Source organism: Methanobacterium veterum (assembly GCF_000745485.1).
GTDB lineage: Archaea > Methanobacteriota > Methanobacteria > Methanobacteriales > Methanobacteriaceae > Methanobacterium_D > Methanobacterium_D veterum.
Genome location: NZ_JQJK01000015.1, coordinates 220,941 through 244,769, shown reverse-complemented (window position 1 = coordinate 244,769; position 23,829 = coordinate 220,941). Strand labels below are relative to the sequence as shown.

Genomic DNA, 23,829 nt, shown 5'->3' with positions numbered 1-23,829 from the left:
CAAGCAAATAAAAATTCACTTGTATATTCCAAGTATACTCACAATACTTCCATTATTATATTTTTTAGAAATTACTGCGAAAAAATTAACAAATTATAATATATAATATTGAATCCATAAGGTCAATGATAAATTTTAATAGTTCATCCATTTTAATTAATAATAGGGATTATATGAATAAAATTAATAAATGCCTTAAAGAATGGAACGCAACAGTGGAAGCCCTTGGCCAGGGAAAACAAACAGTTCTAATAAGAACCTACAAAACCAATCTTAAAAAGTTTCTTTTGTATCCAACAGTTAGTTACGCAAATAAAGATAATTATTTAGAAAGCTTCCAGAATAAACATCAATCATTCGTTGAAGAGCATGCTCTCCCTAAAAAGAAAGGCAACAAAGTAGAAATCAAATACTACGCAACTTTAGAAAAAATTGCTGAAAAATCTGCCCAAAGCACCCACCGCATGCAGAAGTTTTATATTTGGACTCCAGAACACGTTAAATCATATCTAAAAGGACAAAAAGCTTATGTTTGGGCCTTAAGAGTTTATGAACTAAAAGAGCCATTTATGGCAGAGCCTACTCCTGGCGCTATTTGTTATGCTAATTTAAAAAAAGAGGTTTCTCTTGAAGGTATTAAACCTGTTTTAAGTGATGCTGAATTTTCTAAAACTGCTAAAGCTGTAGGACAATAGTAAATTCAATTGTTTTGTATTGTAATAGGAGGAAATTCTGTGATTAGTAAGGAAAAAATAGAAGAATACATTGATTTAGCATCCTATGCTATAAATTGTGAACCAAAAAGCTTTTGGCTTTGGGTTACTGGTCCAGACTATTATTTAGATCATGATGGTTCCGACAGAGAGATTTTAGAGCCAGGATATGAATTAAATTGGACCTGTGACGAAAATACTAGAATAGGGGATTTAATTATTCTTTATCGTACAAGCCCTAAAACTGATGTAAAATATTTAGTTCAAGCAATTTCAAAGCCTTATATTAACAAAGATAGTGGTAAATTTAGCGGATGGCATTATTGTGACGCTATTGTTATTTATAAGTTTGAAAATTCTGTTTTATCAAAAGAAATGAAACAGGATGCTATTTTAGCAGACTCTGAACCAGTACGAAGAAATTATCAAGGTAATCAGGGCAGTTTTGTATTTAATAATATGGAATGGATGGAATTAAATCTTATTCTACAAGAGAAAAATCCAGAGTATAATAATTTTCTAGAAGCTTTGATTGCTAAGAATCCATCTCTTAAGACTGTTTTCCCTAGTGAATAACAATATTCATTATTATTTTTGAAAATCCTAAGTAAAAAATAGCATACCTCCAAATTTACTCAGAGAAATTCAGATTCTTCACAGTACTTTCTAATTCCACATAATTCACATTTAGGATTTTTCTCTAAGCATATGCCATCTTTTAAACCAAATGTATCATCTCTACCCATTTGACCATATTTAACCAAGATAATATCTATATAACGGATTGGAAGACCTGTTTCTTCACTCATTTTTCGACCTTGAATTACTGTTTCAAATAATTGGTCATCATATTTTATTAACCCTATTCTCCTAAAAATCCTTCTTATAACCCTATCAGGCTTTAAAAATGGTAGACCAATATCCATCATGAATTGATAGGAAGTAATGGGACCAATATGTCCAAATCTCCGCATAATTTCGTCTCTAAATAATAAAAGGTTTTCAGATGACTCAGTAAGTTTAAAAGAGTTTATGTAGTTTTCAAATGAGCCATATTTATCAATTATATTTTTAAAAGTCTTAGCATTATTTATACATGATTTAATTTTAGCTTTATTTCTAATCATGTTCTTATCGCTTAAAATCTCATTAATTTTATCTTCATCATACAAATAGACTTTACTATAATGGTCGAAATAACCCCTAAATATACCCCTCTTACTGGTAACCGTATTAGCCTTCATTCCAGAATAAAATACAATATCAACCATCAAATGGTAATAATCATTATCATCAAGTTTACTGGATCCAACATGTTTAAAATATTCTAAAACATCATCAAATTCTTCTCCAGTAAAGCTACTTTGTTCTTTTAATGTTTCTTTTATTTTAAAGAAAATATCTTTATATGAGATCATTCTTTTTACCCCCTTTTGTTATTATTATCTTAGTTCAATAGATAAGTTTAATTAAATCATTATTAAAAATAATTTTGATTGAAGGTGATTATATGGGCGAAATTGAACCAAAAACATCGATGAAATGTACAGATTGTGGAGAATAAGTAGAATTTAATAGTAATGAACCTTGTCCTAAATGCGGTAGCATTTATAAAACTGGAGAAGTTGAAATTGAACTTCCACCATTGATAGTAGGTACAAAACTCGGTGAAGTAGCCTCAGAAGAGAAGGGACGTGAAACTAATTATCCTTTACTAATTTTTGTATTAATTCTGACTTTTGGGTCTTCCTTTTTGGGGCTTTATATAACAGGCTATCTTGGTGTTATAATTGGAGTAATTATAGGCATAGTTACATTTTATTTAGGTGATAGAGCAACTACAAAAACTAAAAATACTGAAAGACGTATTTATGATGAATATTAACTTATAATAAATGAGAATTGAATAAAAAAACTAATTGAAAATAGGGCTAATGAATTATTTAAATTTGCTATGAAAAGATGGAGTTGGAAGTATAATGTCTAAAAGTAATAATTCATCTAAAAGAACTATCGAATATGAAATAGTCGATGATGGTTTGGCCATGTCTTCTAAAATGGAACCTGAAGAATTTGAAGAATTTATTAAAGATATTAAATCTAAAAGACCCGAAATTAAGGAAAAAATAGATGAAAATATACAAAAAGTATCTGCAATAATAAAAGAATATGACCCATTTATTCTTCTTCAATCTATTACTTTAGCTAATTTTCTTACAAATATGGAAAAATACAGTGAATTTACACATCCGGGTAAAGAAATATATGTTGAATATGCATTAAGTCTCATTTTAGGCCATTCTAAATTTAATATAGGAATAAACACACCTAAAAATAAAATAGAGGAGTTTATAACATTAATAAATGAAATATTAAATGATGTAACTTTATATTTTGCTACTGAAACAGTAGAAGGCAAAACAGATGAAATTGAGGGGAAAATTCGCTTTATGTCTTTAACTTCATATCTTTTCCTTCGAGGAGACTCATATAAAAAACATCATCTTGAATTAGTAAAAGATTTATTTAAACCACACGATTCATTTCTTAAGGAAAATTTTGATTTAACTACTGATGAAATAATTGAGGGCATAAATGAGATAGGATCCCAATTATTAAAAAATTCAAATAATCAGCAAGAATTTTGGGTAAAGGTAGGAGAATTACAGGAATTATTTAGAGATTTTATTGAACAAGATGAAAATAAAAACCTTTCTATTGAAGACATTAAAAAGAATTATAATAATTTACCTGAAGTCTTAAAAAAACGAAAAGAACTAGACGCTTTAAAAAGAAAAACTGAAAAGTTCCCATTTATTGTTGAACCTAACGATAAAATACCAAAAAAACTTCTTAAACTTTTAAGCTCTCATTTTGGTGAGAATATACCATTTACCTCTTTTAAAAAAGGACCATGTTGGCCAACTAATGATTCAATAATACAAGAAAGACCTATTATTGAATATAACGATGATTTTTACTGTTTTATCCCAAATATTCTCTTTAGAAATACAATAAACATCATTGAAGCATGGATTAAAGAAAAAGACGAATCTTATTTTGAAAATAATTATAAAACAAAAAGTGGGGAATGTTTAGAAATAAAAGCTTTAGAATATTTTAAGACAATATTTCCAGATGCAGAAATTTATAATAAACTTTTTTATTATATTACTGAAAATGGCGAGAGAAAACGCCCTGAAACAGATGGTATTGTAATATATGATAATAATTTATTTATAATTGAAGCAAAAGGAGGTTCTTTCTCTATTTCCGCCCGTAGAGGCAGTATTCGGGCTTTAAAGAATGATGCTACTGAACTTATTGATAAGGCATATTCTCAAGCCTTAAGAACAAAAAAATATATTGAAGAATCCGAGGAACCAGTATTTGAAGATGAAAGAGGCTCTGAAATATTAGTAATTAAAGATAAAAAAAGGTTTAAAAACATATACCTTATAAATATCACTTTAGAAAATTTAGGATACATTTCAATAAATTTAAACTTATTAAAGTCAATAGACCTCATCCAAGGAAAAGAGTGGCCTTGGTCAGTATTTATAAATGACTTACGTATAATATCAGAAATAGTTGAATTCCCTTCTGAATTTATCCTGTTTTTACAGCAAAGGACGATATTAAACAATTATGCTCAAATTAAAGCGTCAGATGAATTAGATTTATTTATGTGTTTTCTTGACCGGCAACTTGATTTTGATGATAAGACATTAGAACATTACGACGAAATAGAGATTCCAACTACATATACTGAACCATTAGACCGTTATTATAATTATCTTGATGGTCAAGTATCTACAGGTGAAAAACCACAAATAGATATTCCTAAAGAGTATGAAGAAATTGTAAAAGGTGTAGAAAAAGTAAATAAAAAAGATTTTACTAGCATTTCAACACTTTTACTTGGTTTTAATGCAGAAATCCAGCATATCATTTTAGAAAATATCCAAAATATTGTCGATGATTTAAAAATCAACGAAAATTACAATTATTATTTTACCATTTGCATAGATAAGCCAACGATTGGGTTAACTATTATAATTACTACCCACGATAATTACAATCCTCATGATGTAGATTATTATTGTAAAATGAAAATGTATAAACATAAATTAGAAGAATGGGTTTTATTAAATATTAGTTTACAAGAGGAGAAAGTTATAGTTAAAGATTTTAAAAATTATAAGCAAAAATGGAGACATGATTATCGTAAGAATAACCAACTTAAAAGGTTTAAAGGACTAAATTTTGCTGGATTCCGAACAATGGGCAAGAAATTAGAAAATAATGATCTATGTCCTTGTGGCAGTGGTAAAAAATATAAAAAATGCTGTAAATAGATAATTACCCCTTTTGGATTTAATAACATTTTTAAGGTGAAATAATGGACACGAAAATTCTAAAGGAATCATTTATATCCACATTTAATTTAAATATAGCGGCAATCCTCATTGGATTAATTACAATAACTGTTACTATTACTCTTTCTTTTCTAAAAGATGCATTTATTCTTTTAATAAACATAATATTGGTCTTAATTATAGCATTACTAATGTTAACTGCTAATACATATGTAAAAACTTTAAATGAGATAAAAAAGCAGTATGAGGAAGACAAAAGGAAACAAGAAAACTTTAAAAAAGTCTGTGATTTATGTGAAGAATTAAATGATTAACAAAATAACTTCATATTCTTTCTATTTCATTAAACAAGTAAAAATTGGCCTTAAGATTAAGAATTTATCTAATCTATTTTAACTAGAAATCATATACACCCTAGATTTGTTCCTGTTAAATAATAACAATCAAATCAATTCCAAAAAGTCCGACCCCAACGAATCCAACTCATACTTCCTATTTGACTTCACTATCAAACCCATATTTTGAAGCCTTTTTAACCTATCATAAACAAGAGTCTTAGTTATCCCAGATTTACGAATTATTTCAGCTGCATTATATTGATTACCAACTAATGTCTTCAAAATCAGAATTTCATAATTATCTAATTTGTTTTTTTGCGGTGGAAGGAGTTCAAATTCTCCATTTTCGAAAATATAAATATTATAATTTGTTTCATCAGATAAAACGCCGTACATCAAATATACACTAACATTATTATGTTCTATGAAGAATTCACATAATTCATTTTCTCTTAAGATACCTTTCACCTGCTTTAATGCACTGATAAATTCTTTATTTATTTTGACATATGTTGCATTCCAGTGATAGTTTTCAGGAATTTTCTCGTAGTTTTCATCGTAGAATACTATAGCGTCATTACATTCACTTTTGTCAAGCGCTTTTATCAGGTCTTTTTCTTTTGTAATGTTAGTTATCATGACTTTGGCCAAATTACCACCACTATTTTTTGGATTTTCCATGGTTAAGTAATTAGCTCCATATTACATGGATATTCCATAATTTATGGAAAAACTTATAAATACAGGAATTTAATAGAAAACTGAAGGTGGTGTGAGGTCATAAAATGAAACCTGATGACACCAGTTTAGTCAATATGAGATACATTAAAAATAGGAATATATATCATGCTACTTTTCAGATTTCAAATCTGAATGCCAGACAGAGAAAACTTGTAATCGAACTAAAAAAGAAGCTCCGAATATCTAATTTAAAGATGTATGAAGCAGGAGATGATTTATATTTATTCAAGTATTTCACTGCTGTTGAGTTCGAAACTTACAAATCGCTTGTAGAATTCGCTAAAAAGGGCATTATTCCAGAAAGAATAGATCCAAAGGTTTTAGAGGTAGAACTAGATATTTGCATGTTAGAAGAAGAAACTGATATTCACATTAAAAGGCTTAGTGAGGTCCATAATCTTAAAAAATATTAGAACAAAATTCAAGCTTCGTTATGTCACCAAAATTTAAAAAAAACCCATTAAATATACTTATTTCTCACCCTTCGTCTTCTTCGCTTCGCATTCCTTAGCAAGCAAAAGACGATAGGTCACTTCTTTAGCCCTTGCAGCATGATCAAGCTTCCAGTTTTCAACAGCATCATCATTGATTTCTTCCAGCAGCTCCACAGGAATCATTACCCTTATCTGTTTCCTTTCTGCATTATTCCATAATATCTCTGCTTTCTTTCTGTCTGCCATACATTATTGTGGATACCTATTCGCATTTAACTATTCTCAAATGCACAAGCATACTTTTATATACATGTGTGCAAGTACATACATATGTGAAGGTGGTTACCAAAAAATTAAGGAGCCTAAAAAATGCCGCTTTTAATCAATTATAAAGAAACCCAATCTGCCAAAGAAAAATACCTCAAAATGGGAATCACAAACGATATTGAGATATGGTTAGCAGCACACAGCTGGAAAATAAGAAAACTAGGATTAGAATTAAACGGAAAGCCGCTTGCAGAACTAATAAGATTAGACGAAAAGCTGCTGGTTGTTATTAACGAAGAAACAAAGAAGATGAAAGTCCTCAATGATGTGGAAATTGAGGATATTTGATTTGATTCCTTTTCTCCGCAGCGAAGCATGCAAAAACTTCGTTTTTGCTGTCCAGAAAATCAAAGATTTTCGACGACGATGATTTTTTGATCCATCCGCTCGAAAATTCTATGAATTTTCGGCGCCCCGAAAACATAGTTTTCGAGGGCTTTTTTTGAAAAAATGTGGATGTGAAACTACTTGTCGTTATTAATGAGGAAACAAAGAAAATGTTAGTCTTAAATGACGTGGAATGCAGTGATTTCTAAGATTGTTTTCGTTTTTCCGCAGCGATAAAGCAAAAAATAACCTATTATAAATTTTAAAATAATCTGCAAAAATCAGTATGTTATTATGTTCGCTAAATGTCAGGACATGTTTCATTATCATTTAGTTAAAATGTTCATAAAAAAGGCAGGTATATTAATATAAATAATTCCAATATGATTATGAATAAAATTGAGTTTAATGATCTCATCATTGAAAAATTAGAAGATCATCATGATATATCCTGCTTTGAATGTGGTAATCATGATCTCAACGAATTTTTAATGGAAAAATCACGTGACCAGATGAATAACAAGGTAAATGTGACTTATTTATGTAAATATGATTCCTATCTTGTGGCATTTTTCACATGGTGTGCTGACTCAATTATGCTTAAAAAAATTATAGATAAAGATAAAGACTATTTAGAAGAATTAGGGATAAATTACGAAACACTACCTGCTTTAAAACTATGTAGGCTTGCCGTTGATAAACAGTATCACGGAAATAGAATTGGTCCTGAATTAGTAGAATTAGTCATCAGTACTGCTTTAGAATTATCTAAAACAATAGGTTTAAGGTTTATTACAGTTGACGCTTACTGTAATGCCAGATGGCTGTATGATAAATATCTATTTAAAATGTTTCCAAAAGAAGAACGAAAATTAGTCAAATATAAGCGTAATCCGCGGCCAGAACATACTATTTCAATGTATCTTGACATTCATAAAGAATAAGAACACGTTAAAAGAGAGGTTTATGTTTTTTTCTAATTTTATCTAACATTTTCTTTTTCTCTTCACTTGCTGGCCTGTTCATTTCCAGCAGGAAATTAACGGCATCTTTACCTTCCAGTACTGGTGTTGGAGTAATTTTTTTTGCCATTTTATCACTTTCCGTTAATAATAGTTTCAGTCATTTTATTGATCTAATTATTATGATATATAAAGGTTTATTTAGGTATTAAGTACTTGAGATTCTTGGTAAAAAGGAACTGGAAAATCAACACACTATACCCTTAAATCTAGTTGATGAAAAACTAAAAATTTGGTTGGTGAAAGCATACATTAAAATCCAAATAAACAAATAATATTGGGATTTTACTCTTAATCTATTCTAAATATCAAAAATGATACATTTTATTACATTAAAATCAAATAAATATATAAACTAACTTAAAATGACTTTTGTACAGTTTAACAAAATTTTGTTATGGTTGATGAAAATTGAATTGTTAGTTGATGTAAAAATTTTTCCTCAAAGAATTGCCACCTGTTCCCTGAGTATCACATCTTTAAAAGAGGTTTAATTGTACTGTACTCCACCAGATCAACTTTTCTTCCCAGTTTTTCCTCAATTTCAAGTTTTAAATCAACAAAATCCAGAAGACTAATATCCTTTTCAATTTCAACTAAAATATCGATGTCACTGTCTTCTCGCAGCTCTCCCCTAACTACTGAGCCAAATAGTCCTGCTTTTTTAACCTCGTACTGCTCTAAAATAGGAAGTATTTTTCTTTTTACATCCTCAATTTCAAGCCGCGTTTCTTTCTCTTTCATATTACCATTTTTTATAGTTATATCTATTAAAATTTTATTAATTCATTGGATGAAAAATTAGATTGATTTTCTCAGAGCAAAAAATGCTTTGAATGATAAATGAAATTTGGTTATTGATTTTCTACAGTAGAAAAAATATTTTAAATCTACTATTTGACCACCTATTCGACAACTCATTTGACTAACTATCTGACTTCAAAACATAATACGTAGAACGGCTCCCGCCCTTCTTCTCAACCAGGTCCAAATCCATCAAAGCCCTCAAATACTTATAAGCGCCCTGACGGGAAATTTTTAAGAGTTCCTGGACTTCAAGGTTGTTAACCTGCCCGTTTAAATGTATAAACTCAATTATTTTCATCTGCTTTTCAGACAGTTTCACCCTTCGCTTCAAAGCTTCACTCGGCGAAAAGAGCAGTATCCTATCTTTAATTTGAGATATAGAAATCAAAAAGCCTTCTAAAAAGTATTCCAGCCACCCTGTTAAATCCTTTGTTTCCTCGTCAACCGAATTTAGCGCCCTGTAATAAGCCGGCCTGTCGTAATCATAGTATTCATCCATGGTAAAGAACCTTTCTGTGTCAAACTCTCTCAAGTAGAGTAAAAGGGCTGCAAGTGCCCTAGCTGTCCTCCCGTTCCCGTCCACAAAGGGGTGAATCCTTACAAATTCATAGTGGATAATTCCGGCAGCCATAACTGGATTCAACTCTTTAGAATCTCCATTTATCCATTCAATGAGTTCATTCATATCTCGACGGGCCAAATATGCGAGCGGTGGGGTGAATACAGTTTCACCTTCCTCGTTTACAACGTGAACTGGTATAGTCCTGTACTGGCCTTCCATATAGGTGTCTTCCAGTGTAGAATAAGTTATATCGTGGTGGAGTTTTAAAATCATTTTTTCTGTGATTTTCCCCTCTTCAAGGTATTTATCCATGTCATTGAGCACGTTAAGGTAGTTTAGAACTTCCTGCTGGGCCTTCTTCTGGGCATTTATTTTAAGCCCCTGGGCCAACTTATCGACCTGGTTTAAAGTCAAAGGGTTCCCTTCAATTGCCGTTGAGTGGTGGGCTGATTTTAACAGGGCGTCTCGTTTTAGTGAGAGTTCCATCTCCACAACAAGAGGAGCATTAACTATGAAATCCCGCGTTGAATTAATTTCAAGTAATGTATTTACTATCTTATTGTTGTAGCTGAAATTCGGCCTGAACATAATTTTAACACTCTTTAACTTTATCAGTATTTGACTACTTTTTTGTATACTCTAAAATAAATATTTGACTACCTCATTTCCCAGTTGTTTACAGAACGTAAACAAAAAGTTTATAAACTGTAAACTTTTTAATTATTACCATGCTTACAGAACTCTTCAAGACAGAAAAACGAGTTGAAATTCTTAATTATATACTTTATGAAAATAAATCATCAGTAACAGAAGTTTCAAGAGAAACTGGAGTATCAAAAGGACTTGTTTCAAGATTTATTCGATATTTAGAAAGTTCAGGTTTAATAGAAAAATCTGGTAGATCATATTATCCCAAAAATATTGAAAAAACAAAAGCCATTAAAGTCCTCTTAAATTTAGATAAAATAAATCTAAATCAACTTAATCTAGACTGGGCTGATTCTATAGGCATATATGGAAGCTGGGCATCAGGGGCCAACACTTCAGAAAGTGATTTTGATGTCTGGGTTAAAGTAGGAAAATATCCACCTGAGCAGGAAATCAGCAGGTTAAATAAAGATTTAAGGGACATGACTAAAGCTGAAGTAAGCATGCTTATTCTAACTCCTGAAAAATTAGAAACGCTAAAAAATACAGATAAACCATTTTACAATTCACTTTTAAGAAATTCAATAGTTTTAAAAGGTGATACACCTGAATGACCTGGAAAATTGTTTTAATAGAAGGCATTTACGTCCTGTTGAGCCTTCAAAGGAAAAGAGTGATCTTTCCATTAAGCAAGCAAAAGAATGGCTTGAAGAGGCCAAAAGGAATCTTGAAAATGAAGCATACAGATCCGCACAGATATCAACTTATCTTGCTTTATTTCATTCTGCAAGAGCAATTCTATTTAGAGACGGAATTAGAGAGAAGAACCATTATTGTATAGGTATTTATCTTGAAAAATATGTAAACAGTGGATATTTAGAAGAAGAATATGCAATGCTTTTTGATAGAATGAGGGGTGCTAGAAACGCTGACCAGTACTCATTTCAAATAGCGCCATCTCCAGAAGAAATTAAATCTGGAATTGAATCTGCAGATGACGTTATAAACAGGATGGATCAGTTATTGAACGAAACTAACCCTATTGAATAACCTACACTTTGAAACTATTTGTAATTCCCTATTTGTTTACAGAACGTAAACAAAATGTTTATAGATTGTAAACTTATTCAATGAGCATATCCTCTTTGAAAAAATTAGTTTTGATAAAATGATTTCTTATTTAAAAAATTCATTATTTTTAAAAACCGCAGATTAGTGTTAAAAATGCAAAAATATCATAAATAAAAGAAAATTTAAAATTTCGTAGAAATTAAGAATTTAAAAGAAAATTTTAAAATTGTAGGATTAAATATTATTTGAAATACCTACAATTCTTGCTGAAGTCCAGTTTCTTGGCGCTCCAAAGGAGTTTCTTTTACTGGTTGTATCAGCTGTGACCCATTTACCGTTTACCTTTATTTGGGCCCAGTAGTGACCATAAACATGGCCACTTCTAAATTTAGCTTTAGCGTGGACGTACCTTGCTGGTAATCCAGAGGATCTTGCAAGTGCAACAACTAAATGTGCCTGGTCAGCACAGTTACCTGACCTGTATTTAAGAGTACCTGCAGCTCCATGTTTAGTGTTATAATAGAACCTGTATTTAACGTGAGTTTTTACCCAGTTAAATATTCTAGTTCCTTTAGTGTACTGTGAGCTTGTACCGCTTGTAAGTGAACTTGATAGTGCATTGACACTGGCTGAATTTGATTTTCTGACGTGTTTGTATGAACTATGTCTGTAAGATTTCTTGTGACTATATTTGTTCCTTTTATGTGTACTAAATTTATGATGTTTATAATATTTAACATGTTTATATGCATGTTTATGCACAGTATCATGATGACCATACTGCGCGTGTGCAGCGCCTGTATCTGCCGCGCTTGCGCCGGCAATACCGAATAGTGACATACCTGCCACTAAGAGGACTGCAAATAACAATTTACGTATAATTATACCGCCTCCAATTTCCCTTCATGCAAAAATTCATAGAATTTTTGCGGTTGCGAATTTCAATGAATTTTAAATTCGCAAACATCGAAAAACCAAATTTGTGTTTTTCTCAGGGTTAGCACTACATATGCCTTCATACTATATAAAGGTTTCGTATGAAAAGCTTAAACAAAGCGTTTTAAATGGCCTAATTTAGATTTAAAGCGTTCTTAATGGTTTTCTTAAAATCCATAAAATATCATACAATTGGGGTTGAACCGGCATACAGTCAAAATACACCCTAAGTGAAATCTGGAAGGAAACCATACCAATAACATATTAATACCATGCAAATGACAGATATTAATAAAACAGAATAAAATAATCATAATATTTACAGCGCACCATTTGTTCCATCCATTTAAACTATCAAACCATTATAAAAAAACAATATATGCTCCGAATTGTCTCTTAATGGTCTTAATTTAATATAGGCATGATTTAAACTCTCAAAAAACAATAAAAAAATAAACTGATCATAATATTAAAAACACACCATTTGCTCCGTCCCTTTAAACAATCAAACCATTATAAAACAGGGTCTTCCTTCCAGATTCATTTTTTAAAGATGCAATTTAATATAAAAAAGCCTTAAAATCCAGCAAAATACTTAAAAAATTTATAAATTCCTTTAAAAATTGATAATTCCTTTTTGAAGAAAGTTTCATTTCTAAACTGCATGAACTTAAAAAGTACAGTAAAAAATTACTGCTGCACATTTACAGTACCAAAATACTGTTCAGTAAATAATTACTGTTACACATTTAACAGTAATAAAATACTGTTCAGTAAAAAATTACTGTTATTTGCAAAATCAAAATCAAGTTTATAAAGCCAATGAAATCCCATAAGTTCCGCAGAAGCCCTTCAAATTATCATCAGACTTTAAAACATATTTGTCCTCATCTTCCAGATAAGTCAAGATATCAAGCTCTAACAGGACCCACATATAATTTTCAAAGACAGAAAACTGCTGGTCCCCAATCACAGCTTTAAGCTCATCCTTTGAAAACGGAGTGTCCAGGTCTATGTACTTGCTCAGTTCTACAAGTCCCTGTGCAGCATTTCTTTTCCGAGTGCAGCTTTTACACCTTGATGTGTATCCCCTTTCATTGGACTTGGTCTTATAAAACTGAGATAGAGGCAGTTTCTGGCCGCAGTCTTCACAGACAATATGGGTTTTTAAAGAGGCATCGTCTTTGTTTTCGCCGGAGAAGTCCACAGTTATGGTTTTAGTCTTATTTTTCTCCTTCAAAGCCAGGTATCTTTCCTTTAAATTGAAATGGTCAACTTTTAACCGGTGATAATCGCTGTTCAGCTCGACATATTGGGTTTTTAATTTGGAGTCTGAATCATCATCTACTTTAAGATCTTCTTCCAGCTCAGATAATTTGGCCTTCAATTCATTAAAATCAGTTTCCAACCGGTAATTATCATTTGATAATTCTTCATTGTGTTTTTCAAGGTCAGCTATATTACTGCTTTTTTCCTCTAATTCAGAGTACTTTTCCAGTAATTCACCGTATTTATTTTCCAGGCCTTCATTTTCATCTTTGAAACTCTTCAATTCAAGATTCGTTTCCCTTAAATTAGAGAAGTTATCCTTAAGTTCACTTAATTCACTGTTTAACTCTCTGTTTTGCTCTTCAAGTTTCGAAAACTTTTCCTGCAGTTCATTATAACTGGTTTCCAATTCAGGATTAGAATTAGCACTCTCCTTTAATTTTAAGTTTTCTTCTTCTAATTTAGAAAATTTCTCCTCCAATCTAGCGTAATTTTCATCTAGTTCATTATATTTATTTTCTAATTCCGGATCTAAACTAACACTCCTGCTTAGTTTAACATTTTCCTTTTCCAATCTAGAAAAGCTGTCCTTCAATTTATTGTAACTTTTACCCAACTCAGCATCTTTAGCTAACAGCTTATCGTTGTACTTCTCTAAATCAGCGTATTTCTGGTTTAAATCTTCATAAGCAATTGCCAGTTCTTTTAATTTGAAATTTTCCTGTTCCAATTTAGAAAAGTTCTCTTCCAGTTCTTTGTGGTTTTCATGTAGTTCCAGGTGTTTATTTATTAATTCCTGGTTGTGCTTTTCTAAAACAATATATTTGAAATTCAGCTTTTTATGAGCCTCTTCAAATTCTTTTAACCTTAAAATTTCCTGCTTTAACTCAGAATTTTTAGTCTCTAACCCATAATTAAACTTCCTTAAATTTGCGAGTTTAAGGGATTCATGGCCCAATTCTGTTTTCAATTTCTGGTTAGTCCCTATTAATTCCTTTAATTTTTTCTTTAAATTGGAATCAATGCCGTCTAATTTATTTATAGGACTTGGAGCCTCTTTTGAATTCGAATTATTGTCCTTTTTAGATAAGTCAATCACGTCAGAATTTTCTGTTTCCAGTTCATTGTCTTTTAATGTAGAAAGCTGCTCTCCAGGATATTTTGATGATTTAGAATTCTTATTTTCGAGTTTTAAATATCTGTCCCTAATCGAATTTATCTTATCCTTTAATTCCAGATTTTCCTCTTCAACTTCGGCATTAATATCTTTTAGTTTGTTCTGGAATTCTTTAAGTTCCTGAATTTCACTTTCAAGTTCCAGCTTGGCGTCTTTTAGTTTAGAGTAGTCCTCTTTAAGGTCTCTATTTTTTTTCTTCAGCTGGTTATAACCCTTTTTAAGGAGTAAATTTCCTTCCTCAGACTTAAAATTACTCAGGTCATAAAACTGGCTTACAAAATCCTGCAACGTCTCATAATATTCCAGGTTTCCGCCGCATTGGCAGGTGTCAAATTCTTCTGGTGATTCCATGTCCTGTAATTTGTAAACATCATTACAGGTATCACATATTAAATAGCCCATTATATCATCTATTTTTGATATTCTTTAACCAATATATACAGCATAATTTATAATTCATTAATCATAGTTACAGCACATATTAACCCATTATATCATCTTGATAATCTTTAGTTAATTTACAACTATAACCTGTAAAACATCTAATCCTAGTTTTGCAATGGTTTACAGGCATTACACTCATTCATCCATCTATTTTGTAATCTTTACTCCAATATTCTAATTTGATTATTTGCAATAATTTATAGGATGCGCCACAATAAATAACCCATTATATCACCTATTTTTGATAGTCTAAGAGTCAATTTAAAGTGCATATGATACAATCCAACAATAATTTGCAGTATTACATTAACCTCTAATTCTTGATAGTCTTTAACCAATGATAACTGTAAATTCTTTAATCATTGATAGTTTTGCAGTGATTTATTATTTTCTATATTGATTAAAGAAAAATTTATTAATTAATGCACTTAGATATTTTTATTTAGTTAAGATACATCTTAGGGCTTCTTATTTAAAAAGCAAATGTTACTTTTAAAAGGCGGGGTTCATATCAAGCAGCAAACATTACAGTCAGCGGGTGAAAGTTCAAAATACTGGATTTACCGAATAGATGAAGAACACTTAAGCAGGATAGATGAGCAAAGGATATTATATATCACAAATCCAGAATCGAATGCCGTAAAATCAGTCAAGGCTGAAGATAAAATATTATTTTTCACTCCCTTTCAAAAGAGTATTTCATTTATAGGCTACGGTCCTGTAGAAGAGACATTTGACGGCCCAGAATACCTTTTAGATTCATTAAAATCAGGAAAAAAGATTAAATTAAAAGGAATAAAATATTTTACTGAGGCAGTGCCTGTAAAAGACATTGCAAATAATCTCAAATTTATAAAAAATAAAGAAAATCTGCCCTATCCATTTAAATCAGAATTTACAGAAATCAACGAGGAAGATTTTAACTATATAACAAGAAGGATGAATTCAAGTAAAACATTTCCTGTTTATTTTGAGAAGATGTCCTTTACAATGGACGAATTTTTAATGGGCTCAATTAGAGGCACCTATGAAATAGTTAAAAATACTGAAGAGTCCAACCAGATTGAGATAAAAGAGTTTATAAGGCTTTTACATAAATTTATAAACTCTTACGGCATTTCTAAGAGCTATGAAGACATCCTGGAATATTACTCGCAGAATGTCTGGAAGTTAGGGTTCAAACACAGCCCTTCAAGAAATCCAGATAATTTAGTTAAGTTATACGGCCCAAGGGGCAATTCACAGAGATTTGGATACATAAAACTAGTTTAGGGGCATTACATGGACGACTATGAAGACATTATTCACGCTTTAAAGGAAGGCAACGTACCGCCAAAGGGGACTTCCGAGATATGTGTAGGTAGAACCCTTGAAATTGAAGAGATGAAACGTTTATTTGAAAAAATAAAAAACGGCAAAGCTGCAACCAAGTTTCTTGAAGGTGACTACGGCGGGGGAAAATCTTTTCTGCTTAAAGTAATCGAGGAAATTGCATTTAAGGACAACTTTGTAGTTTCAAAAATAACCATAACCCGTGATATTCCATTCTACAAGTTTGAAGAAGTATACAAGAACATAGTCCAGACTTTAAGGTGTAAAACAGGGACCTCCCTTGAACACATCATTGAAAGGTGGCTTACAGGACTTAGAATGGTTGCAATGGAAGAAACTGAGGACGCTGCAAGACAGAATGGCATTGTAAGTGAAAATATGGTCCAGGATCTGGAAGAAACTCGAAAGTATTCTAATTCATTTGCAATTGCCATAGAAAAGTATCATCAAGCATTAATTTCTGGAGACACTGAAACTGCAAATTATGCACAGGCATGGCTCCGGGGAGATTCCAACATCCCATTTGCAGTCAAAAAGAAGTTCGGGGTCAAAGGGGATGTGACCAAAGAAAATGCATTCATATTTTTAGAAGCATTGTCTGCATTTGTAAGGTCCTTAGGATACAGCGGACTTGTAATCTTGGTAGATGAAGTTGAATATATCAGGTCTCTCCAGATGACAAAGCTAAGGGATGGTGCTTACGATTACATTCGTTTTATATTTGATGAGTGTAATTTAGGCAACTTCGAAAGCACTTTATTTATATTTGCAGGTACAAGTGAATTTTTCGAAGACCAGAAGAAGGGAGTGCCTTCTTACCAGGCATTGTATGATAGGATAAAAGATGCATTAGATACAGACCATAAAGACCTCAGAAAACCTATAATGAGACTTGAAGGGTTTAAAAAAGAAGAATTGAAAGAATTAGGGTCTAAGATAATAGAAATGCATGCTCAAGTCTACGACTGGGATGCGGGTTCCAGGATGAACTCCATTATCGACGAGCTCGTTGACATACATGAAAATAATGCCCTTTTAACTGGAGGTAAAACTACCCCCCGGGAATTTGTAAGGACATTTTTAAGTGTTTTAGATACTATTCAGCAGAACCCTGGCGAATTAGATTCAGATGATGCTATTTTGAAGATATTTGAAGAAAGAGAAGTAGAGGAAGAGTGGTAGAATAACCCACGTTTTCAATACTTTAGATCCCAGGCTGCAGAGGTTTATAGCAAACCGTATGAAATGGAAGGATTTAACCCCCATCCAGAAGGCTACCATACCTCGTTTTAGAGAAAATAAGGACATGCTGGTTATAGCGCCGACTGCCTCTGGTAAAACTGAATCAGTTTTAATTCCAGTTTTTGATGATATCCTCAAAAATAATTTAGAGCCTATGAGCGTGCTTTTCATATCCCCACTTAAAGCACTAATTAACGATACCCACCAGAGAATTGAATTCTGGTGTGATCAGTTTGATCTAACCGCAACAAAGTGGCATGGAGATGTAACAGCATCACAAAAATCATCATTTATTAAAAAACCAACTGATATACTTGTAATTACTCCAGAATCATTAGAAGTTATTTTAATGAATAAGTCCAGTGAAGTAAAGAATTCCATCTTTAAAAATTTAAAATACATAATCATAGATGAAATACACTATTTTGCTGATTCAGATAGGGGAACACAGCTTAATTCAATTATAAACAGCAGAATTAAAGCTTACTGCAGGAATGATATTTCCAGAATTGGGTTATCAGCCACGGTAGGGAATCCAGAAACAATTTTAAGCTGGCTGACTTCAAATGAAAACAGTGAAGTTGTGGCAGATAAAAACAGCAGGCCGTTTCAGTACAAAGTGATTTATGCAGATGATTTCAAGATAATTCAGACGGTAAGTAAATATTTAGATAAAAAAGTGGTGTTTTTTGTCCATTCACGTAAAGAAGCTGAAAAATATCATAATTTATTTAAAAAGCACTTGAAGGTTAAAAATATATTTATTCACCACTCTTCAATCCATAAAGACGCGCGGGAAGAGAGTGAAAGGAATTTCAAGCATGTTAAACATGGTCTGATGATAAGTACCAGTACTTTAGAGCTTGGAATTGACATAGGAAATATAGATGTTGTAATCCAGAAGAACCCCCCTTCAAATGTCAGCTCTTTCCTTCAGAAGGTTGGAAGAAGCGGCCGGAGGACAAAGATCCAGAGAACTATAATTCTCTGCGACAGTGAAGAAGAAATTGTCAAGTCACTTGCAGAATTAGCTTTAGTAGAAGAAAAAAAATTAGAACACATTAAATTACCTGAAAAGCCAAAGGATATCTATTTCCACCAGATATTAAGCACCATATTTGAATACGGAAGGATTAAGAAAAAGGACCTGTTTTTAATTCTTAAAGAGGCTTATGTGTTCTCTAAAATTGAAAAAAATGAATATCAATATTTCATAGACAATATGGTTGAAAAAGGGTTTATAGAAGAAAATGGCCCATATCTTAGTTTAGGAGATGCTTTTGAAAAGGAATTTGGAAAAAGGAACTTTTTAGAGTTTTACAGTGTATTCTGGCCCACTTATGAATTTACAGTTCTTGACGGGCGTAAAACCATCGGCAGTTTAGATTCGTCCTTTGTTATCAGTACACTGGAGAAAGGTTCTAACTTTGTTTTAGGTGGTGAAGTCTGGACTGTATCTAAAACTGACCATGATAATTTCAGGCTGAAGGTTAAAAAGGCAAAAGAAGGTGGAATTCCAAACTGGCACAGCGAAGGGGGAGTAATGGATTACCTGTTAACCCGGAAAATCTATGACATACTGCTTGGAAACTATAATAAAGAGCTCTTAAATGATTTTGATGAAGTCAGCCTCAAGGTAATAAAAGATCTGGAAGAAGACGGTCGGATTTCAGGTTTTGAGAATGGTAAGATACCAGTTCAATTTTATTTTGAGGAAAATAGAGTCTTTATCTACACATTTGCAGGTTTCAAGGTCAACTCATTGATATCTTCTGTTTTCAAGTTTTACCATGATATAGTCAGTGTTCATGATACACCTTACTATTCTTCATTTAAATTTAAAGGTATTCTGAAAATGGATGATGTTGAACACATAGCGGGCAATATTAAAGACATTCTAAATGATGAAGAATTAGAGAAATTCATGCTGGAGAAAACTAAAAAATTCATCAAAAACAAATTCATTAAATATTTACCTGAAAAAGACCATGCAGAACTTAAAATGCAAATTCTATTTAACAAAGAAGATACAATTCACCTTTTTGAAAACAATTCTTTAAAATTGATTGATTCTTCTGTTTTCAGTACATGGTAAAAATTTACCCCAGTCCATGTAATCTTTTTCTCAGGGATATTATCTTTAATCAGCATTACTAATCTGCTTAAAGTATTACATTTATAATAGTAGTAAAGGTGGTATCATGGTAAGTGTTACAAAAAAATATCAGGTAACCATTCCAAAGAAAGTGAGGGATGACCTTAACATTCATCAAGGAGACAAGGTAGTTTTCGTGAAAAACAATGAAGGGAACTGGGTTATGATGACAGTCCATGAATTACGTGATAAAATGATGGAAGCATCAGAAAATATTGAAGAAACCGTAAAAAAATCACGAGAAGGCTTTAAAAAATGAGCTAAAGAGAATTTAGGCTCATTAAGCAAACAAAAGAAGAAATCTTAACGGTGATTGAATGAAACTGGACCTCGATACCAATGTGTTTAATAACAGACAATTCTGTGACTGGCTCTTTCTACAGGACAAAGAAAAGTATTTGCCTGCCGTTGCTTATATGGAATATCTTTACCATCATCTAAAAAAAGGAAACACAGAATCTATGGTTGATGCATTTTTAGAACAGATGAACATTGTTGTTCCATTTGGAAAAGATGAAGCAGTACAAGCGGCTCTTGGGTCTTTTGGAAATTGGGATTTTGGTGATAATGCTAGAGAATACACTATTGGAGCCACAGCTATCAAGCTAAATGCAACACTGGTTACAAATAATATAAAACATTTTAAATGGATGGAAAATGTTACTACGCCTGAAGACATACTTAAAAATACTGAGCTTTAAAATAAATCTCTACTTCTGTTTTTAGCAAATATGAATTATAACCACGTAAATCCATTATTCCTTATTTTTATCATCTGATTTTCTAGATAGACTATCCCCAAATTCCATGTACCTCTCATTGGAGTTCAAAACAATTAGATTTTTCCGGGTTCTGGTCATTGCGGTATAAACCATGGAGTCAAGATTCTCATCACCGTTCCATCTTGTGGGAATCAACATGATAACGTGAATTGCTTCCCATCCCTTGAAGCTGTGAATGGTACTTATCTTTAAACGGCTGTCTTCAAGGGGAAATGCCTTTTTGTGGCGGGAATATCTAGTTCTGTCTTCTTCAAAGACATGGTTGACGTCGATATTCCTTTTTTTAAACAGCTTGACAGCTTTCATTCCCATCTTTTTGGTGGGAAGTAGAATAACAATATCTGATGCCTGGCCTTCTCCAAAGCCCCTCTGCTGATATTTGAGCAGTGTGTATGCATTTTTTATTTCATGAAGCCAGTCTATCTGTTTTATGTTTTTCCATTTAAAAATGGGCGGCCTTTCAAAAAGTGTCAACTGTGCATATTCTTCTGATTCAATCATATTATCCAGGCCAAAGGTTTCGCTGAATTTATTGGCCACAGAACCTATTTTTGGCGGCAGCCGGTAGATTGTGTTCAGCTCCCCCCATCTACCGCGGAACTTGACACTGGCCATATTGTCAATCCAGCTGAGTTCACGCCCGTAGATATTCTGGTTTTTATCACAGACAAACAGGAGCTCGTCTCTTTCATTTAAAAATTTAGATAGTAAATTGTACCATTCCCATTTACAGTCCTGGCCTTCATCGATGAGTATTGCATCGAATTTGAACCTGTCAATGTTGATATCAGAAATTGCATCTTCCACTTTCGGGACAACTTCATCGAAGTAATTTTTACTGGGTTTTGGTACAGATAGTTCATTTAAAATGTCGTTGCAGAACCCGTGGAAATGGTTGAATGTAATGTTTTTCCACTCAAAGTCAAATGGTGCCCTTGCAATCATATCCTTAATATAGTGCCAGAGTGTGAGGTTGAAGGTCATTACAAGAACTTTATGTCCTTCAGCTGCTAATTTTGCTGCCCTGTATGCTATGACCAGAGTTTTTCCACTGCCTGCAGCTCCTCGAATACGTCTATGTCCGGGTTTAGGTTTTGAGTGGTTCTTTTGTTTTGCAGTTAATTTAAGTTTTTCACCATGTCTTTTACTGTGAAATGGTGGGTTCAGCCAGAATTCTATTTCATCAGCCCACGCTTTTGCCATATAACTGCTTCTTTCAAAACCTGCACCTGGAACTACATATTTAACATTTTCTTCAGTTAAGTCATCGAAACCTGCTATTGTTGGATAATTACGGTTGTCAAATAGTTCCCTTGCATTGTCTCCACTTATATTATGTATATAGATTCCAGTCTGTACAAGTGCAAATAATCTGTTATTTTCATCGATTTTCTCGCCCATATCAGGGATTATTTGCTCAATTATCTTGTTCCTGTAATTATTCACCTGCTTTATATAGGCCGAAGTTTCTTCCAGGTTATATTCATGGTCATAATTTACAGATTTCCATTCTTTAACAGAGTAAATCATTAATCCTACATTAGGGTTTAAGATGACAATATCCGGACGGCCGTTATTTAGGTAAGGCCTTATAAAAATTTTCCAATCTTCAGGTAAGTTGTCATCCAGAAAACGGGCCAGTGCATTTTCGCCTTCAGTTAGAGGTTCCTTAAATTTTTCGATTTTCTCCCAAGAAGGATAAATTCTCATGTTACTCAAAATAAAAAGCTCCCAATTTAAAACTAAATTCAATTGTAAATTCAGTAATTCTATAATAGTAGGTTAGTGAGTTATAATAAAAATAGTTTTTATAAGTCTGGTTATTTTATTATTTTAAAAAGTAGTTTACTATAAAACAAATATTGTATCTCCATAATAAGAGTAGTGGATTATAAGAATAGTTTTTATAAGTCTGGTTATTTTATTATTTAAGAAAATAATTCAAAAATAAGACTTGTAACGATTACATAACAAAAATAAATTAAATGATAGCATGATTTACACAATAGGTCACAGCAACATGACTCAGAAATCTTTTGTTGATATACTGAAGTCATTTAAAATAGATATTGTAGTAGATGTGCGCAGTTCACCCTACAGCAAGTTCGTATCCCATTTCAACCGAGAGGATATCAAGAGAAGTTTGATTGAAAATGGTATGAGATACATATTCCTTGGTGACTATATCGGCGGAAAACCCAGAGATAAGAAATATTATGAAAACGGTGAAGTAAATTACAGGTTAATAGCACAAAGTGACCGTTATATCGAAGGGATAAACAGGATAATTGAACTGAATAACGAGAATAATATTGTTCTAATGTGTAGTGAGGAAGATCCTTATAACTGCCACAGACATAATTTAATAACTCAAACTCTTGTTAAAAAAGGTTTAGAAGTAACTCATATCAGAAAAAACAGCAAAATAGACAAAATAACTAATTTAGATAAAAAAGATATTCAAACAACTTTGTTTTGATTTTAAATTTTTAAAAGTAATTTCTTTCTTCCGCATATTGAATTGTAAATTAAAATTGTTTTTGAAATTGAATTTTAAAGATTATTTGTTTAAAGATAATCCTATTATATATCTGTAAATTTTTGTTAAAAATCAGAATCTTAAATATTGTTGTGAGTGAACTTTTACAGTTACTCTCGCGAAATTATTAATTTAAAATAAAAATAGTATTAAAACAATGTTAAAATCAAATTAAAAAAAAAAAACGAGTTTGTGATTATGAGAGTGGCCGGCAACGTTTTAAGCTTCCCATAAAAGACATTATAGTACCACTTAAAACGCAGGAGGACTTTACTTCTGGGATCGAAACGAGACCAGGTGTAACCCCTCCGCTATGGTCGCCGAACCATAATAATAATATAAAAAACGGACTATTTAAACTTTTCCATGCATACACTTCACCCAAACTGTAAACACCTAACCAGAACAAACAAAAAAATATAACCAATTAGACTAACAAATGCTAATGAAATCACACCAAATGGACGTTGGAAATAGCGGGCTGAACAACTCGGTCCGAAAACCTCGAAGCTTACACCCCTACCCCATCAATCAGGTCTTCTACCCATGTCCAAAAGTTGCTTATTTTCGGGGGAAACCTCAGG

25 protein-coding genes and 1 rRNA gene are annotated in these 23,829 nt (G+C 32.1%); 16 read left to right on the top strand and 10 right to left on the bottom strand.

The window, feature by feature from the left end; genetic code table 11:
* The first annotated feature begins 173 nt into the window (after positions 1 to 173).
* Together EJ01_RS08560 and EJ01_RS08555 are read left to right on the top strand one after the other, a co-directional pair.
* On the top strand, positions 174 to 695 hold the full coding sequence (locus EJ01_RS08560; protein WP_048082813.1) for a DUF1802 family protein: 522 nt from the start codon (positions 174 to 176) through the stop codon (positions 693 to 695).
* A gap of 39 nt (positions 696 to 734) precedes the next feature.
* Positions 735 to 1,289, top strand: coding sequence for a hypothetical protein (locus EJ01_RS08555; protein ID WP_048082814.1), 555 nt, complete (start codon positions 735 to 737; stop codon positions 1,287 to 1,289).
* A gap of 59 nt (positions 1,290 to 1,348) precedes the next feature.
* Here EJ01_RS08555 and EJ01_RS08550 read toward each other — a convergent pair whose 3' ends face one another.
* Positions 1,349 to 2,131: a DNA-3-methyladenine glycosylase I gene (locus EJ01_RS08550; RefSeq protein WP_048082815.1), complete on the bottom strand. Its 783-nt coding sequence runs from the start codon at positions 2,129 to 2,131 to the stop codon at positions 1,349 to 1,351.
* Positions 2,132 to 2,358: 227 nt separating this feature from the next.
* Between EJ01_RS08550 and EJ01_RS08545 the strand changes: the two genes are divergently transcribed.
* The 3 genes from EJ01_RS08545 (at position 2,359) to EJ01_RS08535 (ending at position 5,406) form a co-directional block, all read left to right on the top strand.
* Positions 2,359 to 2,598 carry a hypothetical protein gene (locus tag EJ01_RS08545; RefSeq protein WP_048082816.1) on the top strand — a complete coding sequence of 80 codons (240 nt, stop codon included), beginning with the start codon at positions 2,359 to 2,361 and terminating at the stop codon, positions 2,596 to 2,598.
* A 94-nt stretch (positions 2,599 to 2,692) separates the two neighbouring features.
* A complete protein-coding gene (locus EJ01_RS08540) occupies positions 2,693 to 5,071 on the top strand; it encodes an SEC-C domain-containing protein (protein ID WP_048082817.1) in 2,379 nt (792 codons plus the stop codon).
* A gap of 44 nt (positions 5,072 to 5,115) precedes the next feature.
* Positions 5,116 to 5,406 carry a hypothetical protein gene (locus EJ01_RS08535; RefSeq protein ID WP_048082818.1) on the top strand — a complete coding sequence of 97 codons (291 nt, stop codon included), beginning with the start codon at positions 5,116 to 5,118 and terminating at the stop codon, positions 5,404 to 5,406.
* A gap of 129 nt (positions 5,407 to 5,535) precedes the next feature.
* Here the strand turns inward: EJ01_RS08535 and EJ01_RS08530 are convergent, their stop codons facing one another.
* On the bottom strand, positions 5,536 to 6,111 hold the full coding sequence (locus tag EJ01_RS08530) for a helix-turn-helix domain-containing protein (RefSeq protein WP_048082819.1): 576 nt from the start codon (positions 6,109 to 6,111) through the stop codon (positions 5,536 to 5,538).
* 104 nt (positions 6,112 to 6,215) lie between these two features.
* On the opposite strand from EJ01_RS08530, the gene EJ01_RS08525 reads away from it, so the two are divergent.
* Positions 6,216 to 6,584, top strand: coding sequence for a hypothetical protein (locus tag EJ01_RS08525; protein ID WP_048082820.1), 369 nt, complete (start codon positions 6,216 to 6,218; stop codon positions 6,582 to 6,584).
* Between the two features lie 57 nt (positions 6,585 to 6,641).
* Here the strand turns inward: EJ01_RS08525 and EJ01_RS08520 are convergent, their stop codons facing one another.
* On the bottom strand, positions 6,642 to 6,851 hold the full coding sequence (locus tag EJ01_RS08520; protein WP_048082821.1) for a hypothetical protein: 210 nt from the start codon (positions 6,849 to 6,851) through the stop codon (positions 6,642 to 6,644).
* Positions 6,852 to 6,974: 123 nt separating this feature from the next.
* On the opposite strand from EJ01_RS08520, the gene EJ01_RS08515 reads away from it, so the two are divergent.
* On the top strand, positions 6,975 to 7,220 hold the full coding sequence (locus EJ01_RS08515) for a hypothetical protein (protein WP_048082822.1): 246 nt from the start codon (positions 6,975 to 6,977) through the stop codon (positions 7,218 to 7,220).
* Between the two features lie 428 nt (positions 7,221 to 7,648).
* Entirely contained in the window at positions 7,649 to 8,203 is a 555-nt protein-coding gene (locus tag EJ01_RS08510; protein ID WP_048082823.1) for a GNAT family protein, read from the top strand.
* A 7-nt stretch (positions 8,204 to 8,210) separates the two neighbouring features.
* Here EJ01_RS08510 and EJ01_RS17525 read toward each other — a convergent pair whose 3' ends face one another.
* From EJ01_RS17525 to EJ01_RS08500, 3 genes are all read right to left on the bottom strand, one after another.
* A complete protein-coding gene (locus tag EJ01_RS17525; RefSeq protein WP_169740452.1) occupies positions 8,211 to 8,351 on the bottom strand; it encodes a hypothetical protein in 141 nt (46 codons plus the stop codon).
* 401 nt (positions 8,352 to 8,752) lie between these two features.
* Positions 8,753 to 9,025 carry a nucleotidyltransferase family protein gene (locus EJ01_RS08505; protein WP_048082824.1) on the bottom strand — a complete coding sequence of 91 codons (273 nt, stop codon included), beginning with the start codon at positions 9,023 to 9,025 and terminating at the stop codon, positions 8,753 to 8,755.
* Between the two features lie 181 nt (positions 9,026 to 9,206).
* The gene (locus EJ01_RS08500) at positions 9,207 to 9,974 is read right to left on the bottom strand and encodes a Fic family protein (protein ID WP_245611178.1); all 768 of its coding nucleotides are present in this window, start codon (positions 9,972 to 9,974) and stop codon (positions 9,207 to 9,209) included.
* 404 nt (positions 9,975 to 10,378) lie between these two features.
* Here EJ01_RS08500 and EJ01_RS08495 point away from each other — a divergent pair, with 404 nt between their 5' ends.
* Together EJ01_RS08495 and EJ01_RS08490 are read left to right on the top strand one after the other, a co-directional pair.
* Positions 10,379 to 10,912, top strand: a complete 534-nt coding sequence (locus EJ01_RS08495; RefSeq protein ID WP_048082826.1) for an ArsR family transcriptional regulator — start codon at positions 10,379 to 10,381, stop codon at positions 10,910 to 10,912.
* Positions 10,896 to 11,348, top strand: coding sequence for a HEPN domain-containing protein (locus EJ01_RS08490; RefSeq protein ID WP_211251461.1), 453 nt, complete (start codon positions 10,896 to 10,898; stop codon positions 11,346 to 11,348). The genes EJ01_RS08495 and EJ01_RS08490 overlap by 17 nt, the downstream gene beginning before the upstream one ends.
* 255 nt (positions 11,349 to 11,603) lie before the next feature.
* Here EJ01_RS08490 and EJ01_RS08485 read toward each other — a convergent pair whose 3' ends face one another.
* Together EJ01_RS08485 and EJ01_RS08480 are read right to left on the bottom strand one after the other, a co-directional pair.
* Positions 11,604 to 12,209 (bottom strand): transglutaminase-like domain-containing protein, encoded by a 606-nt coding sequence (locus EJ01_RS08485; protein WP_157197662.1) that lies wholly within the window; start codon positions 12,207 to 12,209, stop codon positions 11,604 to 11,606.
* 907 nt (positions 12,210 to 13,116) lie between these two features.
* Positions 13,117 to 15,153: a hypothetical protein gene (locus EJ01_RS08480; protein WP_048082828.1), complete on the bottom strand. Its 2,037-nt coding sequence runs from the start codon at positions 15,151 to 15,153 to the stop codon at positions 13,117 to 13,119.
* Between the two features lie 525 nt (positions 15,154 to 15,678).
* On the opposite strand from EJ01_RS08480, the gene EJ01_RS08475 reads away from it, so the two are divergent.
* The 5 genes from EJ01_RS08475 (at position 15,679) to EJ01_RS08455 (ending at position 20,625) form a co-directional block, all read left to right on the top strand.
* On the top strand, positions 15,679 to 16,467 hold the full coding sequence (locus EJ01_RS08475; RefSeq protein ID WP_052375989.1) for an EVE domain-containing protein: 789 nt from the start codon (positions 15,679 to 15,681) through the stop codon (positions 16,465 to 16,467).
* 9 nt (positions 16,468 to 16,476) lie between these two features.
* Positions 16,477 to 17,709, top strand: a complete 1,233-nt coding sequence (locus tag EJ01_RS08470) for a BREX system ATP-binding domain-containing protein (protein ID WP_048082829.1) — start codon at positions 16,477 to 16,479, stop codon at positions 17,707 to 17,709.
* Between the two features lie 58 nt (positions 17,710 to 17,767).
* Positions 17,768 to 19,864, top strand: coding sequence for a DEAD/DEAH box helicase (locus tag EJ01_RS08465; protein WP_048082830.1), 2,097 nt, complete (start codon positions 17,768 to 17,770; stop codon positions 19,862 to 19,864).
* Between the two features lie 106 nt (positions 19,865 to 19,970).
* Positions 19,971 to 20,183: an AbrB/MazE/SpoVT family DNA-binding domain-containing protein gene (locus tag EJ01_RS08460; protein ID WP_048082831.1), complete on the top strand. Its 213-nt coding sequence runs from the start codon at positions 19,971 to 19,973 to the stop codon at positions 20,181 to 20,183.
* A gap of 58 nt (positions 20,184 to 20,241) precedes the next feature.
* On the top strand, positions 20,242 to 20,625 hold the full coding sequence (locus EJ01_RS08455) for a type II toxin-antitoxin system VapC family toxin (RefSeq protein WP_048082832.1): 384 nt from the start codon (positions 20,242 to 20,244) through the stop codon (positions 20,623 to 20,625).
* 54 nt (positions 20,626 to 20,679) lie between these two features.
* On the opposite strand, the gene EJ01_RS08450 is transcribed toward EJ01_RS08455, so the two are convergent.
* On the bottom strand, positions 20,680 to 22,416 hold the full coding sequence (locus tag EJ01_RS08450; RefSeq protein ID WP_048083029.1) for a UvrD-helicase domain-containing protein: 1,737 nt from the start codon (positions 22,414 to 22,416) through the stop codon (positions 20,680 to 20,682).
* Between the two features lie 283 nt (positions 22,417 to 22,699).
* Here EJ01_RS08450 and EJ01_RS08445 point away from each other — a divergent pair, with 283 nt between their 5' ends.
* Positions 22,700 to 23,185: a DUF488 domain-containing protein gene (locus EJ01_RS08445; RefSeq protein ID WP_048082833.1), complete on the top strand. Its 486-nt coding sequence runs from the start codon at positions 22,700 to 22,702 to the stop codon at positions 23,183 to 23,185.
* A 266-nt stretch (positions 23,186 to 23,451) separates the two neighbouring features.
* On the opposite strand, the gene rrf is transcribed toward EJ01_RS08445, so the two are convergent.
* A 5S ribosomal RNA gene (rrf, locus tag EJ01_RS08440) occupies positions 23,452 to 23,570 on the bottom strand.
* Positions 23,571 to 23,829 lie beyond the last annotated feature (259 nt).

Excerpts from the sequence above, each read along its gene's own strand:
- EJ01_RS08560 (WP_048082813.1), top strand. The coding sequence starts at position 174 with ATGAATAAAATTAATAAATGCCTTAAAGAATGGAACGCAACAGTGGAA.
- EJ01_RS08550 (WP_048082815.1), bottom strand. The coding sequence starts at position 2,131 with ATGATCTCATATAAAGATATTTTCTTTAAAATAAAAGAAACATTAAAA.
- EJ01_RS08540 (WP_048082817.1), top strand. The coding sequence starts at position 2,693 with ATGTCTAAAAGTAATAATTCATCTAAAAGAACTATCGAATATGAAATA.
- EJ01_RS08535 (WP_048082818.1), top strand. The coding sequence starts at position 5,116 with ATGGACACGAAAATTCTAAAGGAATCATTTATATCCACATTTAATTTA.
- EJ01_RS08530 (WP_048082819.1), bottom strand. The coding sequence starts at position 6,111 with ATGGAAAATCCAAAAAATAGTGGTGGTAATTTGGCCAAAGTCATGATA.
- EJ01_RS08525 (WP_048082820.1), top strand. The coding sequence starts at position 6,216 with ATGAAACCTGATGACACCAGTTTAGTCAATATGAGATACATTAAAAAT.
- EJ01_RS08520 (WP_048082821.1), bottom strand. The coding sequence starts at position 6,851 with ATGGCAGACAGAAAGAAAGCAGAGATATTATGGAATAATGCAGAAAGG.
- EJ01_RS08515 (WP_048082822.1), top strand. The coding sequence starts at position 6,975 with ATGCCGCTTTTAATCAATTATAAAGAAACCCAATCTGCCAAAGAAAAA.
- EJ01_RS08510 (WP_048082823.1), top strand. The coding sequence starts at position 7,649 with ATGAATAAAATTGAGTTTAATGATCTCATCATTGAAAAATTAGAAGAT.
- EJ01_RS17525 (WP_169740452.1), bottom strand. The coding sequence starts at position 8,351 with ATGGCAAAAAAAATTACTCCAACACCAGTACTGGAAGGTAAAGATGCC.
- EJ01_RS08505 (WP_048082824.1), bottom strand. The coding sequence starts at position 9,025 with ATGAAAGAGAAAGAAACGCGGCTTGAAATTGAGGATGTAAAAAGAAAA.
- EJ01_RS08495 (WP_048082826.1), top strand. The coding sequence starts at position 10,379 with ATGCTTACAGAACTCTTCAAGACAGAAAAACGAGTTGAAATTCTTAAT.
- EJ01_RS08485 (WP_157197662.1), bottom strand. The coding sequence starts at position 12,209 with ATGTCACTATTCGGTATTGCCGGCGCAAGCGCGGCAGATACAGGCGCT.
- EJ01_RS08480 (WP_048082828.1), bottom strand. The coding sequence starts at position 15,153 with ATGGGCTATTTAATATGTGATACCTGTAATGATGTTTACAAATTACAG.
- EJ01_RS08475 (WP_052375989.1), top strand. The coding sequence starts at position 15,679 with ATGTTACTTTTAAAAGGCGGGGTTCATATCAAGCAGCAAACATTACAG.
- EJ01_RS08470 (WP_048082829.1), top strand. The coding sequence starts at position 16,477 with ATGGACGACTATGAAGACATTATTCACGCTTTAAAGGAAGGCAACGTA.
- EJ01_RS08465 (WP_048082830.1), top strand. The coding sequence starts at position 17,768 with ATGAAATGGAAGGATTTAACCCCCATCCAGAAGGCTACCATACCTCGT.
- EJ01_RS08460 (WP_048082831.1), top strand. The coding sequence starts at position 19,971 with ATGGTAAGTGTTACAAAAAAATATCAGGTAACCATTCCAAAGAAAGTG.
- EJ01_RS08455 (WP_048082832.1), top strand. The coding sequence starts at position 20,242 with ATGAAACTGGACCTCGATACCAATGTGTTTAATAACAGACAATTCTGT.
- EJ01_RS08450 (WP_048083029.1), bottom strand. The coding sequence starts at position 22,416 with ATGAGAATTTATCCTTCTTGGGAGAAAATCGAAAAATTTAAGGAACCT.
- EJ01_RS08445 (WP_048082833.1), top strand. The coding sequence starts at position 22,700 with ATGATTTACACAATAGGTCACAGCAACATGACTCAGAAATCTTTTGTT.